The sequence below is a fragment of the Vibrio mediterranei genome (genome assembly GCF_900088415.1).
GTDB classification, from domain to species: domain Bacteria; phylum Pseudomonadota; class Gammaproteobacteria; order Enterobacterales; family Vibrionaceae; genus Vibrio; species Vibrio mediterranei.
Genome location: NZ_FLLQ01000001.1, coordinates 1,268,270 through 1,282,027, shown reverse-complemented (window position 1 = coordinate 1,282,027; position 13,758 = coordinate 1,268,270). Strand labels below are relative to the sequence as shown.

Sequence of the window (13,758 nt, the reverse complement as noted above, 5' to 3'; positions counted from 1 at the left end):
CCATAGCGAGGTATTTTTTTGTGTTAATATTGTGGTAAGTCCCCACAGCAATGATACCCATGACGGCTTTATTTTCCTCACAGCTTCATCTTCTCGAGCAACAACATGCAATAGCGGATGAGCGCTTTCAACGAAGTGCGCTCATTTTAGAAGGCTCACTGGCATGGCAGCATGAATTGATTGAGCAATTCTCGATGCGCTTTCCTAAAGACTCTAAGTTTCAGCTAGGAGGAGAATCTATCGGCTCTCTAGACGCTATTCCGGTTAAACAAGGAAAACGTCTACTAGGAAGGGAAGTTAAGCTACTCGTCGTGACGCTTAGCGATGATTTTGATGCTAATAGTTTTAATGCTGCACTTGGTGCGCTCGTAGGAGGCGGTGTACTCATTCTGTTAAGTAATGAAAGTGATGTACATCCTTGGTTAGAGCGACACCTCGCTTTGCTACCTCTACTGAAACAATCAAGCCGCAACCTGATTAATGATTTGGCTTATTGGCAAAATCAACACCAGGCGCGTGAGAGTAGCAATATTTACGTAGAACAAAACGAAGCCATCGAGGCCATCGAGCGAGTCCTTACAGGACATAGAAAACGTCCTTTGGTTATTACTGCCGATCGAGGGCGTGGCAAAAGCAGTGCCCTCGGACTAGCGGCGGCAAGAATAGCCGCTTCACGTCCGTGTCGAATCCTGCTCACTGCGCCAAGCAAAGCTGCTGTTCAGCCTGTATTTGATTTCAGTCAGATTGAACAAAGCGTTTCGTCATCTATTGAGTTTGTTTCGCCAGATGAGCTGATAAAGTCAATGCCTGTCTGCGATTTATTGTTTGTAGATGAAGCCGCTGCGATTCCAGTACCTCTGTTAAAAACTATTGTTGCTCATTATCATCGTCTAGTTATCAGTTCGACCGTTCACGGTTATGAAGGATGTGGAAGAGGGTTTAGTCTTAAGTTCCTTCCTTGGCTTCAGAAGGAGCGTAAAGGAACCAAACTGCATCATATGCAGCAGCCGATTCGATGGGCCCAAAACGATGCTTTAGAAAAGTGGTGCGCCGGTGCGTTTCTATTACAAGCTGAGCTAACACAGTTGGCAAATGACGCTAAGTTTGATTCGTTTGACTCAAAGCGTTGGTCTTTTTGTTCAGTGGCAACAGATGATTGTAGCAATAACGAGTCAATATTGTCTGAAGCCTTTGCTTTACTCGTTAATGCGCACTACCAGACTTCTCCTAATGATCTGATGTTATTGCTCTCGTCAAAAACAATGACGCTTTATACCATGAGTTACGATGGTCAGGTTGTCGGCGCCGTACTCTTAAATAGGGAAGGGGATTTGTCTTTTGATATCGTTGAGAGAGTCCAACTAGGACAGTCTCGCCCGCCGGGTAACTTGGCGCCTGTTGAGCTAGCCAATCACCTTGCTCTATCAGAGCCTGCAACGCAACGTTGTGGCAGAGTGATGCGAATAGCGGTTCATCCTCTATTACAATCCTCTGGTGTCGGTTCTGATATGCTGCGTCGTTTGAGACTACAAATAGGTGATCAGGTAGATTACCTTGCCACCAGCTTTGGAGTAACGACAGAGCTGTTTAGATTCTGGCAAAGCAACCAATTCGTTCCGCTTAAACTGGGTAGTGCTAAGGATAAAGCCAGTGGAACCTATAGTCTTACTTTGGTATTGCCAACATCTAAAAATAGCGAACATTGGCTTTTCCAAGCTAAGCAACAGTTCAGTCGAAATCTGGTTTATCAATTGAGAACGGTCAATCGGGATATTCATCCATCGCTAGCATGGTCGTTATTTTCGACTTCAATTATGGATAGAAGCGCTGCGTTGCCATCCAAGCTCGCCATTCTGTACTCAAGAGGTGGCAACTCATTGGTTTCCAGTCGTAGCGATTTGTTCGACTTCATGGTGTCTCTAGCAAATGCCTCAGTAGATGTTGAGAGTCCGATTGTCACGGCCGTCGTGTTGCAAGAATGGTCTTGGGAACACGTAGTCCATCAATTGAGCCTAGCTGGACGTAAACAAGCTGAAGCTCAATTCAGGCTGGAACTCTGTTCACTCATGGAACGTTTACAGTGTAAATTGACTTAAACTTCTTTCGCCTTGGATTTACACTGTAAACAAAGCCAGCGACGTTTACAGTGTAAATTGCCGGAATCCTGTTTTTACACTGTAAATCTTCATCAAACTCAAACTCAATTCTCTCTTATCTACTACACATTCATAGTTGAATCAGAGTCAAAGAACCAACCGAATTACCGTGACGCCAACCGGAGTTTTCGATATTGAACATAGTCTCACTACTGAGACTGCATTAAGATAATTATAATTGTTGAAGCATGATCACATTGTTCAGTTTGAGCTTGTGTACAGAGCATAAGGAAGTGTCTAGCCATCATGTGGAAAAGTGTTCTCAAAATATCGTCAAATGGTAATGAAGTTATTGCCCAATTACCGAGTGAGTATGAGCAAGGTCTGGCATTAGAAGCTTCTTTGCTAAACAACATGTTGGGTGAGCTTAATGCCCAGCATTTCTTTCTTGACGAATCTGCTGTCGCTCAATTCATAAAGTGTGCAGCAAGTGCAAAAGGTGAAGCCTTTTCTGGTATCACTATTGCCCAAATTAAAGATGCTAGCGCTGAAGTGATACTAACCGAGCAAGATATGATCGCTAGTATTAAAGTCACTGGAGCATACGGCGGCAATCCACTTCAGCCTAATGACATCATCAAATCACTCACAGAGTCCAGAGTAGTTAAAGGGCTTAACAAAAAAGCGTTAAAGAAAGTACTGTTACTCAGCCGTCAGCTTAAAGCCGGTGAGAGCTATACCCAACCTGTGGCGATAGGAAAAAGGCCAAAAGAAGGTAAAGATGCTCAGTTTATTCCCTTAGTGGCCGACCCTAAAAAGCGTGTTCTCAAACCACAAGCTACCGGCGATGGTGACAAAGTGGATATGCGTGATTTAGGAGCCATTGTTACGGTAGGTGAAAATGAGCAAGTGATGAAGCGAATACCGGCCATCAAAGGTGAGAATGGATTCACAGTCACTGGAGCCATCATCCCTCCCAAAGCAGTCAAAGACAATCCACTTAAACCGGGAGCAGGGACCAAGTTCTCGGCTGATAACCCGAATACATTGTTGTCTACGATGTCAGGAATGCCGGTAATTAAATCATCGGGTGTCGAGATTGATGAAGCCCTTTGCTTGAGTAAAGTGGATATATCCACCGGACATATCAAATTTAAGGGCAGTGTGGTGATTTCTGGAAATATTGAACCCAATATGGAAGTGACAGCGACAGGGACTATTACTGTTGGGGGATTTGTTGAGTCGGCAATTTTGAAGTCGAAAGGGGATATCATCGTCAGCAAAGGTATCATCGGACATAATGTTGATGATGGCGAACCCAAATCTTGTCTCATTGAGTCTGGCGGCGATGTTGTCGCTAATTACGCTCAGTTTGCCAATATCAGCTCACAAGGAGATATTCACTTTACGGTGCATAGTCTAAACAACGACATCGTGTGTAGTGGTGATTTAATAGTGACTGGCGCAGGGAAGAAACAAGGGATTTTAAGTGGTGGAGAAGCGATAGTCGGTGGCAAAGTGGTTTGTAATCAACTCGGTGTGGAAGGTGATACCGCAACCTACATAAAAGCTTTTGCGCAGTTCCAAAATTACCAAGATGGACTAGAACAACTGCAACTACGTTATACCGAGCTTCAAGAAAGTAAAATGAAAGCAATCCGACGCGAAATAGAGCTTAAGAAGGTTCCTAAGTCAGCAAGAACAGAAGAACAGAATAAAGAGCTCGAAGCATTAAATAGTTCAAACACCGAAGCGTTAGATGAACTCAATGCTGAAAAAGAGAGATTGGAGCTGGAGCTGTTTGCTAAGTTAGAGCTCAATACCGTAGAGTCTTTGGTTCAAACTCACACACGTGTAACCGTCGCGTTTGACGAAGAAAAGGTGACGACAAAAAATACGCACGGCCCTGCATCATTCAGCTTTAATAAGCATATTATCCATTTTGCTCCAAAGCTAAAAGAAGAAGACCTTGCAGTTTAGAACCAAGTTTTTGTTAGCCTAGACTATGACTTAGGTGCTTTGCTTCCACAACAAAGCGCCATTTCCTTGCTGGGCCAATATATCGTCAGGATTTCTTAGTCGACAGCGACTTAGCGAGAGGCAACCACAACCAATGCACTCCCCAAGCTCGTCTCTAAGTTTGGTCATTAGCCAAATTTTCTCATCTAATATGCGCTTCCAGTTTTTTCCCATAGATTCCCACTCTTCTTGAGAGGGGGCTCTCTGAATAGGGAGCACCGACAATGCCTCTTTAATCTCTTCCAGACTTAGCCCGAGTTGCTGTCCTGTTTTAATAACTGCTATACGTCTCAAGACTGAGCTGTCATAGCGACGTTGATTCCCTTGGTTTCGCCAACTAGAAATCATTCCTTTCTGCTCATAAAAATGCAGTGCTGACACAGCAACTTCCGCACGCTTTGCTACCTGACCGACTGATAATTCCATTTTATTCTCCTTTACACTCAGTATAGCTTGACCTCAAGTAATGTTGAGGTTTTAGCATTGAAGCAACTCACAAAGATAAAGGAATGATGATGAAAAGGACTTCGCTGCAACATCTCTCTGCACTGCTGTTCGATGGTATCGCTTCAGGGATGATGTTAATGGCGCTCCCATGGAGCATCTTGACGCAAGGAAACAACAGTACATTCTTGGCAATACTCACGTTATGTTGCACGGTGTTATCGTTCTTTGCGACCCCATTCTTTGCTACAGCTATTGACCGCTTTTCGCGAAAGCATATCTTAGCACTGGTCCAACTATTACAGGCGCTAGCTGCATTACTCGTTGTTTTTACTTGGTATATTGAACCGAATGCACTTTGGTCCCTTGCTGTTGCTCAACTGGTTTTTTGGTTAACTAACGATCTTGCATGGGGGACAAACGGTGCATTCACACAAGAACTCTATAAAGAATCAGATTATGCAAAAATCTCTGGGCAACAAGAGATCGTCCTACAGATGACCACCCTGAGTGCAGGCGGTTTAGGCGTGTTGTTATTGAAACTGTGGTCAATCGAATACTTTGCCTTGTTGGCTATGTTACTTTCTGTCAGCGCTATGATTTGCTATGCCAGCATCCATTACAAACCAAAGCAACGCGAGACCAAGCATGTATCTTTTATGACACTGCTGAGCGAATCTAAAGCCATATTTTCACGCTCACCGATGTTTTACTTGTTTGTCGCTCTGTCCTGTCTGAGCTACCCAATGATGACTTACTTGTCTAAGTTGGTGCCTATCTATTTTTCCGAGCAAAACATTGAAGGCCACTGGTTTGCTTGGTGGCAAATCAATTACGGTTTAGGCGCAATGTTATGCGGAGTCATCATTACGCAGCTACTGACTCGTTTTCAACATGAACAGCTAATGATTGTCAGTGTTGTTGGGTTGGCGGTGTTATTGAGTGTTCTGGCTAGCTCGATGTCAGCACTTAGTATCGTTATTTTTGCGTTATTTATTGGCTTATTCAATGCGACGAATCGAATCGCTAGAGTGAATAAGCTGCATGAAACGATTGATAATAGAGTTCGAGGCAGAGTAGATGGTGGAATGAAGCTATTCTCTACTTTTATTCAAAGTATGAGTTATGTTCTTATCGCTTATTTGACTCACTACGATCTTACGGAGCTTGGGTTTGCGGTGGCCGCCGTTGTGATGATGCTAGCCGCTCTGGGTATGTTGTTATTGCATAAAGGTAAAAATAATACTCATACGTTACAAAGCTATTGAGGTTTTGCCGGTAATGGTGTTGGGACAGGCTGCGCTGCTTCTTCGGGTTTGGATATGGTAATACTACGGATGAATCGACTGAAGTAGAGTTCTTTTACCAGTTCGTCGCAGCGTTCAGTTGTGAGATTGCGTTTCCACTGCTCGCTGCTCACGGAGATGCGAGTTTGATTGGTTGCTCGATAGCCGTTGGCAACTTCGCATAGCTCTATTGTGTCCATGTAATTAGGGTAGGTATTAACTGATGAGGAGCGAAGGCCAAGCTGATTCATTTGATATGACGAACAGCCCGTCATGATGAGCAAGGTGAAAGATAACAGTGCTTTTATTCTCATAGCAGTTAGTGGTTTGTCCTAGGTTTGTGCACAAGCGCTCATACTAAACACTATTTGTGACAGATAAAGAGAAGTTTTAAACACAGGTCACCTAACAGCAAAAATTAACACTGCTCAGACATTTAGACGATCTATACTGGACGGAATTTATCGTGTTGCGGTAGTGACGTTTCTGAAAAATGAGGAGAATAGGGATGGTGGATTCTATCAACGTAGATGTAGTTGTACTCGGTGGTGGACCTGGAGGTTATACCGCAGCTTTTCGCGCGGCTGATCTTGGACTGTCTGTATGTCTTGTTGAGAAGCAAGATACGCTGGGCGGCGTGTGTGTAAACGTAGGATGCATACCATCCAAAACCTTATTGCATGCAGCGGCGTTAATTGAACATGCCCAGCATGGAAAGCAAATGGGTATCGCATTTGGTACTCCAAGCATAGACATTGACGGTTTACGATCTCACAAAGAAAACACGATATCAGAGCTGACGAAAGGAATTGCTAACCTAGCAAAAGCTCGCAAGATAACACGCGTTCAAGGTGTTGGTCAGTTTACCTCACACAATGCACTGTCAGTGGTTGGTGAATCAGAAACGCAAATCTTGTTTAAGCATGCCATCATCGCAACTGGGTCACATTCAGTATCACTTCCTATCGCACCTAATGATCCGAGGATTTGGGACTCTACCGACGCACTAGCGCTGACGACGATTCCTAACAAACTATTGATCATTGGCGGCGGGATTATTGGTCTAGAAATGGCACAAGTGTATTCAGCACTGGGATCGCAGATCACTATTGTCGAGGCACAAGAGCAAGTGATTCCTGCAGCAGATAAAGACATTGTTCAACCTTTAGTTAAGTCGGTTAAGAAGCGCTATCAAATGCTGACTAAGACGTTGGTGACTGCCATTGAAGCGGACACTGATGCTATCACGGTATCTTTTGACGGTAAGAAAGCACCAGAAAGCGAGTGTTTTGATGCCGTATTAGTGGCTGTTGGGCGCAGGCCAAACACGTCCAACTTAGGGTTGGATTTGCTAGGCATTGAGGTTGATAAACAGGGGCTTATTCCTGTGAATGACAAGATGCAAACCAGCGTCCCTAATATTTTTGCTATCGGTGACATCGTCAAAGGACCGATGTTGGCTCACAAGGCAACACATGAGGGCAAGGTGGCCTCAGAGGTTATCGCTGGTATGGATTCAACTTTTCATGCTGTAGCCATTCCATCGGTGGCATACACCAGTCCGGAGATCGCTTGGGTCGGTGTGACAGAGAAGGAAGCTAAGCAGCAAGGTATAGAATTCCAAACAGGCAAAGTGCCTTGGTTGGTCAGTGGTCGAGCTCAGAGTGTTGGGGCGACGAATGGCGTCACCAAAGCGCTTTTCTGTGCCGAAACAGGTACGCTTTTAGGTGCTGGGATTTGTGGAGAAAATGCTGGGGAACTCATTCACGAAGCCGCTGCGATGTTAGAGCTAGGGGGGCGTGCTAAAGATATCGCTCACACTGTTCATGCTCATCCTACACTAGCAGAAACCTTTGCCTTTGCTGCGGAATTGGTTGAAGGCTCTATGACCGATATGTTGCCTCCCCGCAAGAAATAACCAATATCAAACGTCTTGTTACCAAGAGATGATGCCCACTTGTTAAAGTAAGGGGGCATCATTGGATAGTTGGTTGTTTTTAGTATTATCCTTGTGTCACTTGCAATACAATTTTCCCTATATGGCTTTTCTCTACAAATTCCCGTTGTGCCTGTTTGATATCTGATAATGCAAACACTTTCCCCACTAGTGGTTTTATTTGTGAGTGTTCGATTCGGCTGATTAGGTTTGGAAATACCTCATCTTCGAGCCCAGTACAGCCGAAAAAAGACAGATCTTTTAGATACAGTGTTCGAACGTCGAGTTCGACCATCGCGCCACCAATAGCACCAGAGACGGCATAGCGGCCTTTGGGTTGCATCACTTCAAGTAACTCTGGCCATTGAGGACCTGCAACGAGATCAACGACAACACTAACGCTGTTTCTACCCAATGTATCCACCAAGCTTTCACCACGTGATACCGTTTTATCGGCACCGATATCAAGTAAGGCTGATGCCTTCGATTCACTAGTTACTGCAATCACCTTAGCACCACGTGCTTTCGCCAACTGCACTGCAGCAGAACCCACACCGCCCGATGAGCCAGTGACTAAAACAGTATCATTAGCTGTGACTGATGCTCTGGTGAGCATGTTTTCTGCGGTTGAGTAAGAACACGGAAAAGAGGCGAGCTCAATGTCGCTGTAGCTTGAATTTACACTGTAAGCCTGGCGAGAATCCACTACGGTATATTCTGCAAAACCACCATCACACTCAGAGCCAAAGTACCAGAAATGATCAAGGCGTTCTCCATCGGCGTACCGAAGGCAAGGATCAATGAGCACGCGTTCGCCAATTCGAGCATCGTCAATATGCTCTCCTACAGCGATAATATGACCACAAACGTCCGCACCTTGAATTCTTGGTAGAGAAAGAGCATTGCCAGACCAGCCTGCGTCTTCACTATCGTTATCGCCCTTGGAGTACCAGCCAATACGAGTGTTGATATCTGTGTTGTTTACGCCTGCGGCGCTGACTTTAATGAGAACTTCATTAGCGGCTGGTTTAGGAACCACGATGTCTGATTTGACGACAAGTTGTTCGAAGTCACCGTGCCCTATGAGCTGAACGCCAGTCATAATTGAACTCATGTGTGGTTTCCTTTTTTAGTTGTTTGATGTTGTCGCTGTGAATAGAGCGCTGACTGCCGTTTTAGCGGCACTCACGGCAGCTTCTCCCAGGATAGGGTAAGCGGCCGTGATACCTTCATGAAGTACATATAACGCCTGACTTAGATCTTCACGACCACTTATCTGCGCCAATTGTTGAATTACCGCATGTTTATAGGTTTCAACAGCGGAGTGAATTTCTGCATTGTCAGGAAATGCCGCTAGAGCATTTGCAGAAAGACATCCTTTTGGTGCGTTCTGCCTCATCCAGTGACTAAGCGTATCAAACGCCGATAAGGTGGCAGCTAAGCCAGGGGCACTGTGGCAGCTTTCTAGTAACGATAGGTAACGTTGATGACGATAATCCAGCGCTCCCACGACCATACTTTCTTTAGAAGGGAAATATTTATAAAGCGTTCGCATACTGACACCAGAAAGTGCTTTTAGCTCAGCAACACTCGGTTCTGCAAACCCTTTTTGCGCAAAAGCACGTTCTAGGTTCTCGGCTATTTGTTGTTGGGACATCATAAAACCTATAGCTAGAATGTTTGTTCTACCTATATAGTAGAATAATTGTTCTACATCTGTCAATTATTATCATGCTTAACAAATAATGTTTATTTTTATAACAAATATGACTTTGGTTATAGAAAAATAAGGCTCGTGTTGATTTATCTTATCCGACCAGTTATCGTTTAACTAACAAGCTGTTAACATGAGGTGGTCGGCATGCATTTCGATGAATTATTAGAAAAAGCTAAGCAATGTGCTCAAACTGGAGAGCATATGGCCATTCCATCTTCGTGGGGTCAAGGCAGAACGGTGTTTGGTGGCTTATCTGCATCTCTGTTGTATACCGTTATGCAATCCAAAGTTAATGGTGAACGTGTATTGCGTTCATTGAACACCAATTTTGTTGGTCCGCTGCTTGTAGATGTGCCTTTCACATTTGAAGTCGAAGTGTTGCGTGAAGGGAAAAGCGTGTCTCAGATGAGTGCTCGATTGATTCAAAATGGTCAGGTTGCTGTTTTTCAGCAAGGATGTTTTGGGGCAGATCGCGACTCGAATATTAGTGTTAACAACAACGATAACCACATCATGCCACTGCCGGATGAGCTACCTAGATTTCCTGATGTGGCTCAAGGTGCCCCTAATTATACCTCGCATATAGACCTTGCTTTGGCTAGAGGTCATCTACCATTTACTGCAAGTAAAGACTCACATACTTGGGGTTGGATGCGATTCAAGCAAGCTCCAAAACAGATTACAGATGCACATCTTATTTGTTTGGTCGACGCATGGCCTCCAGGTGTACTGCAAATGATGTCAACGCCGGCACCTGCGAGCAGTATGATGTGGAACTTGGAATTTATCCATCCTCACCAACCTGTTGAACCAGAAGATTGGTTTGCTTACCAATCCCATACTCGTCAGGCGGCTCAAGGATACGCGCATGCTCAGGCTAATATATGGAACAATAGAGGTCAGTTGGTGGCAGTCAGTCGTCAGAGCATCGCAATCTTCGATTGATAACAAAAAGCTATAGCTAGGAGAGACACGCTCTCCTAGTGCTAAGAAATTATCTTTATGGCTTCAACGATAGCGTTTTGGTCATTTGAGGCTTTCGTTACCACATTCGCACAGTTTTTCAGTTTCTTTGTCGCATTATTTACCGCAATGCCAAGTCCTGCACACTGCAACATGGATACATCGTTGTCGTTATCGCCGATTGCCACAACATCTTCAAGCTCAATGCCTAACGAAGTGGCTAAGCGTGAAAGCATGGCGCCTTTACTATTGCCTTTTTTGTTAAAGCCAATGCGGTTAAACCAGGACTGTTCGTAGCTGAAATTTTCATAAATCAGCGGGTCAGAGATAAAGGCATCAATATCATTTGGACTACCTTCTGTTACGAACGTCCAGATATGCTTGCAATCGCTCAGCGCGCTCGCGAAATCAGTAACACGCTCTATTTTGGGCTGGATGTTTGGCTCGAGCGTGGTGCCCCATGACTCCAATTTTGAGATGTAATTAGCGGGATGTTGGTAACAAAGCAAGATTTTGTCGTCAGCATAAGCAATCAGATCGAGAGACTCAGACTGAGAAACAAAGTGCGCCACTCGCTGTTTGTCTATAGGCTCAGCAAAAGTAATTTGTTGGTGTTCGAACTGGTAGACATAAGAGCCATTACAACAGATGGCCGGAGTGTGCAATTGCAGCAGTTGGTGATAATAGGCGACGGTGGTGTGGTGGCGACCTGTCGTTAAGATGATGTTTGTTGTTGCAGCTATGGAGCGAATTATTTGCTGGGTTTGGGTATCAATTTCCCCTTGTGAATTGAGTAGCGTTCCATCTAGATCAATGGCGATGAGCTTATACTTCATGTTGTACCTCAACTTGATTAGGTTGCAAACCAATCGCTGTTGCGGCATTGATTAGCGCGCTCATTGTCATGAACACGCGAGGGGTGAGATCGCGTCCTGTTTCTAAGAAGCTGTTCACTCCCCATTTTGAGCTCATAATCAGCAGATAGTAGCCCCTTGCCGTGCGAGGTTTAAGGGCTATTGCCCCTTCAATATCACCTCTTGCAAAATGATGTTTGAATTCCTTTAGCAGCATTCAGATGTTCCTTTCTTCAGATAAAAAAAAGGGGGCGAATATCGCCCCCGGTTCGCCTTATAAGAATGCTTTATATGGAAGCTCCGGCTCATTTTTGAAGATGTCTTTGAAGCCGCGGAAATGCTGGTAGTGCATGCGACCTTTATCTGTTGGATAGGTGTATTTACCACCGACTTGCCAGAAGAAAGGTGCAAAACTGTACTGCAGACGGTCTTTCTTCATATTCCAAAGTACTTCGATTTCTTTAGGATCGTTTTGGAAGTTAGCCCAAATATCGTGATGGAACGGCATAACTACCTCACAGTCTAAAGATTCAGCCGCGCGAAGGATGTCAGATGACGTCATTTTATCAGTGACACCGCGAGGGTTTTCACCATAAGACAATAGGGCTACGTCTATTTGGTACTCGTTACCGTGTGCTGCGTAGTAGTTTGAATAGTGTGAGTCACCTGAGTGGTATACGCTACCGCCTGTAGTCTCAATCAAGTAGTTTACAGCGCGTTTATCCATACCATCTAGGATCTCTTTATCATACGAAGAAGTACCTTCTGGCAGAGTTACTAGAGCCGTTCGGTCAAATGAGTCTAAAACGCGAATCTTCATATCGCCCACTTCAAGAACGTCACCTACTTTTGCCACGATACAACGATCTTCTGGAACACCCCAGCCCATCCATAGGTCAACACACGCTTGTGGACCAATGAATTTTACATGATCGCCACAGTTCTGTAGTACTGCCGCCGCCACGTTAACATCGATATGATCGGCGTGATCGTGAGAGGCCATAACTGCGTCGATGTCTTTGATCGCAAAGGGATCAAGTGGGAAAATTGCTGTACGTAAGTTTGGTTGGAGTGCTTCAACACCACCCATACGCATCATTTGGTGTTGGTTTTTCATGAACTGGTTCTTTTGTGTTTTTTTACCAGTACCACACCAGAAATCGATAGTAACGTTAGTATTGCCCTCACTCTTAAGCCAAATACCCGTGCAGCCTAACCACCACATTGAAAATGTGTTTGGCTCTACGACAGTATTTTCAATCTCTTCATTTAGCCAAGTACCCCACTCAGGGAAAGTGCTTAAAATCCATGATTCACGAGTAATTTCATTTACGTTGCTCATAACAATACCTTTTATTTCAATAAATTGGTCAAATTTTGGATGTAGGGTGCCTAGCACCTCTTTTTGCAAAGAGGTACTTGGTTATTTTTTCTGGACTTGGTTAGTTAATTATTTACACGAGAAGCACTTCGGTGCCGTTACTTCTTATTGCTTCTATAACTTCAGGGTTGGCATCTTTGCCAGTAATCAAGATATCTATTTTGTCTGCTGGGCAGAAAAGCATGCCAGTGCGATTACCTATTTTCGAGCTATCTACCACAACAACGAGTTTGTCGATCTGTTCTACCATTTGCTGCTCAGATACTGCGGTTAACATATCCGCTTTGTACAAACCGTTTTCAGTGAGCCCTTTACCACTGGTAAACATCCAGTGGCCGGCGTATCCGCCTAAAGAGTTTGGTGACGGATTAAGAAATATGTTCTGTGCTTTGTTGTATTGCCCGCCAATAATGATGACATCTTCATGATCCTCATTAATTAAATAGCTGGCGAGTGGAAAATAGTTCGTCACTATTTGCACATCTTGCTGGCATAGCTCTTGTCCTAATAAGAAAGCTGTTGAACCACAGTTAATCACAACGCTATCGCCTGGTTGACACAAAGAGGCGGCTTTCACTGCAATGCGTGATTTTTCGTGGTAATGATCGGTGGTATCAATATTGAGCGGGCTCCAAGCCTTACGCTTAATCTCAATACGTTCTGCACCATTTCTTACTTTTTTTAATTTACCTAGCTCATCTAGTTTTGCGATATCCCGTCTGGCCGTTGCAGGCGAAACATCGAAGTTCTCGATGATGTGAGCCACATTGATGACTCGTTTTTCATCAAGTAGAGACAAGATTCCATCATGTCTTTGTAATTCATTCATGGTTATCACCTTAATTTGTCATCAAGTGATTACTTGGTGATTATTTTTGATTTGTAATGATTCTATTTTGCTCAGGGCTGACTGTCAAATTCTCTCGTCCTAAAAGTGCTAAGTAAATCACTAAAAATAGTTAAGTTATTGATATTAAATGACTTGTTGTTTTTGTGTGTGATCGTGTTGGCAAAAATACAGTTTATAGAACGCGAAAATTGATAAAAATCAAAATAATCATA

The 13,758-nt window shown here is 44.1% G+C and carries 13 protein-coding genes; 5 read left to right on the top strand and 8 right to left on the bottom strand.

Annotation, left to right across the window (positions count from 1 at the left end; all coding sequences use genetic code 11):
• The first annotated feature begins 59 nt into the window (after positions 1 to 59).
• Together VME0621_RS05660 and VME0621_RS05655 are read left to right on the top strand one after the other, a co-directional pair.
• The gene (locus tag VME0621_RS05660; protein ID WP_062456491.1) at positions 60 to 2,096 is read left to right on the top strand and encodes a tRNA(Met) cytidine acetyltransferase TmcA domain-containing protein; all 2,037 of its coding nucleotides are present in this window, start codon (positions 60 to 62) and stop codon (positions 2,094 to 2,096) included.
• 306 nt (positions 2,097 to 2,402) lie between these two features.
• A complete protein-coding gene (locus VME0621_RS05655) occupies positions 2,403 to 4,076 on the top strand; it encodes a flagellar assembly protein A (protein ID WP_062456488.1) in 1,674 nt (557 codons plus the stop codon).
• A 30-nt stretch (positions 4,077 to 4,106) separates the two neighbouring features.
• Here VME0621_RS05655 and soxR read toward each other — a convergent pair whose 3' ends face one another.
• A complete protein-coding gene (soxR, locus tag VME0621_RS05650) occupies positions 4,107 to 4,541 on the bottom strand; it encodes a redox-sensitive transcriptional activator SoxR (RefSeq protein ID WP_038227613.1) in 435 nt (144 codons plus the stop codon).
• A gap of 89 nt (positions 4,542 to 4,630) precedes the next feature.
• Between soxR and VME0621_RS05645 the strand changes: the two genes are divergently transcribed.
• The gene (locus tag VME0621_RS05645; protein ID WP_062456485.1) at positions 4,631 to 5,827 is read left to right on the top strand and encodes an MFS transporter; all 1,197 of its coding nucleotides are present in this window, start codon (positions 4,631 to 4,633) and stop codon (positions 5,825 to 5,827) included.
• Here the strand turns inward: VME0621_RS05645 and VME0621_RS05640 are convergent.
• Positions 5,821 to 6,159 carry a hypothetical protein gene (locus VME0621_RS05640; RefSeq protein WP_006069724.1) on the bottom strand — a complete coding sequence of 113 codons (339 nt, stop codon included), beginning with the start codon at positions 6,157 to 6,159 and terminating at the stop codon, positions 5,821 to 5,823. The two genes, VME0621_RS05645 and VME0621_RS05640, sit on opposite strands and share 7 nt — an antisense overlap.
• A 194-nt stretch (positions 6,160 to 6,353) precedes the next feature.
• Here VME0621_RS05640 and lpdA point away from each other — a divergent pair, with 194 nt between their 5' ends.
• Positions 6,354 to 7,763: a dihydrolipoyl dehydrogenase gene (lpdA, locus tag VME0621_RS05635; protein WP_062456482.1), complete on the top strand. Its 1,410-nt coding sequence runs from the start codon at positions 6,354 to 6,356 to the stop codon at positions 7,761 to 7,763.
• Between the two features lie 85 nt (positions 7,764 to 7,848).
• On the opposite strand, the gene VME0621_RS05630 is transcribed toward lpdA, so the two are convergent.
• Positions 7,849 to 8,895, bottom strand: a complete 1,047-nt coding sequence (locus VME0621_RS05630) for an alcohol dehydrogenase family protein (RefSeq protein ID WP_062456480.1) — start codon at positions 8,893 to 8,895, stop codon at positions 7,849 to 7,851.
• 15 nt (positions 8,896 to 8,910) lie between these two features.
• Positions 8,911 to 9,438, bottom strand: a complete 528-nt coding sequence (locus VME0621_RS05625; RefSeq protein ID WP_038227609.1) for a TetR/AcrR family transcriptional regulator — start codon at positions 9,436 to 9,438, stop codon at positions 8,911 to 8,913.
• A 204-nt stretch (positions 9,439 to 9,642) separates the two neighbouring features.
• On the opposite strand from VME0621_RS05625, the gene VME0621_RS05620 reads away from it, so the two are divergent.
• Complete coding sequence (locus VME0621_RS05620) at positions 9,643 to 10,443, top strand: acyl-CoA thioesterase (protein WP_062456477.1); 801 nt, start codon at positions 9,643 to 9,645, stop codon at positions 10,441 to 10,443.
• Between the two features lie 41 nt (positions 10,444 to 10,484).
• Here VME0621_RS05620 and VME0621_RS05615 read toward each other — a convergent pair whose 3' ends face one another.
• The 4 genes from VME0621_RS05615 to ulaR form a co-directional block, all read right to left on the bottom strand.
• Complete coding sequence (locus tag VME0621_RS05615) at positions 10,485 to 11,297, bottom strand: Cof-type HAD-IIB family hydrolase (RefSeq protein WP_062456474.1); 813 nt, start codon at positions 11,295 to 11,297, stop codon at positions 10,485 to 10,487.
• Positions 11,287 to 11,532 (bottom strand): hypothetical protein, encoded by a 246-nt coding sequence (locus tag VME0621_RS05610; RefSeq protein WP_062456470.1) that lies wholly within the window; start codon positions 11,530 to 11,532, stop codon positions 11,287 to 11,289. Before VME0621_RS05610 ends, VME0621_RS05615 begins: the two co-directional genes overlap by 11 nt.
• Positions 11,533 to 11,589: 57 nt before the next feature.
• Positions 11,590 to 12,657 (bottom strand): L-ascorbate 6-phosphate lactonase, encoded by a 1,068-nt coding sequence (gene ulaG, locus VME0621_RS05605; protein ID WP_006069731.1) that lies wholly within the window; start codon positions 12,655 to 12,657, stop codon positions 11,590 to 11,592.
• Positions 12,658 to 12,769: 112 nt separating this feature from the next.
• Complete coding sequence (ulaR, locus tag VME0621_RS05600) at positions 12,770 to 13,525, bottom strand: HTH-type transcriptional regulator UlaR (protein ID WP_006069732.1); 756 nt, start codon at positions 13,523 to 13,525, stop codon at positions 12,770 to 12,772.
• Between the last annotated feature and the right edge of the window lie 233 nt (positions 13,526 to 13,758).

Coding starts and splice junctions, on each gene's coding strand:
- soxR (WP_038227613.1), bottom strand. CDS start 4,541: ATGGAATTATCAGTCGGTCAGGTAGCAAAGCGTGCGGAAGTTGCTGTG.
- VME0621_RS05640 (WP_006069724.1), bottom strand. CDS start 6,159: ATGAGAATAAAAGCACTGTTATCTTTCACCTTGCTCATCATGACGGGC.
- VME0621_RS05645 (WP_062456485.1), top strand. CDS start 4,631: ATGAAAAGGACTTCGCTGCAACATCTCTCTGCACTGCTGTTCGATGGT.
- VME0621_RS05630 (WP_062456480.1), bottom strand. CDS start 8,895: ATGAGTTCAATTATGACTGGCGTTCAGCTCATAGGGCACGGTGACTTC.
- ulaR (WP_006069732.1), bottom strand. CDS start 13,525: ATGAATGAATTACAAAGACATGATGGAATCTTGTCTCTACTTGATGAA.
- lpdA (WP_062456482.1), top strand. CDS start 6,354: ATGGTGGATTCTATCAACGTAGATGTAGTTGTACTCGGTGGTGGACCT.
- VME0621_RS05625 (WP_038227609.1), bottom strand. CDS start 9,438: ATGTCCCAACAACAAATAGCCGAGAACCTAGAACGTGCTTTTGCGCAA.
- VME0621_RS05610 (WP_062456470.1), bottom strand. CDS start 11,532: ATGCTGCTAAAGGAATTCAAACATCATTTTGCAAGAGGTGATATTGAA.
- VME0621_RS05620 (WP_062456477.1), top strand. CDS start 9,643: ATGCATTTCGATGAATTATTAGAAAAAGCTAAGCAATGTGCTCAAACT.
- ulaG (WP_006069731.1), bottom strand. CDS start 12,657: ATGAGCAACGTAAATGAAATTACTCGTGAATCATGGATTTTAAGCACT.
- VME0621_RS05660 (WP_062456491.1), top strand. CDS start 60: ATGACGGCTTTATTTTCCTCACAGCTTCATCTTCTCGAGCAACAACAT.
- VME0621_RS05655 (WP_062456488.1), top strand. CDS start 2,403: ATGTGGAAAAGTGTTCTCAAAATATCGTCAAATGGTAATGAAGTTATT.
- VME0621_RS05615 (WP_062456474.1), bottom strand. CDS start 11,297: ATGAAGTATAAGCTCATCGCCATTGATCTAGATGGAACGCTACTCAAT.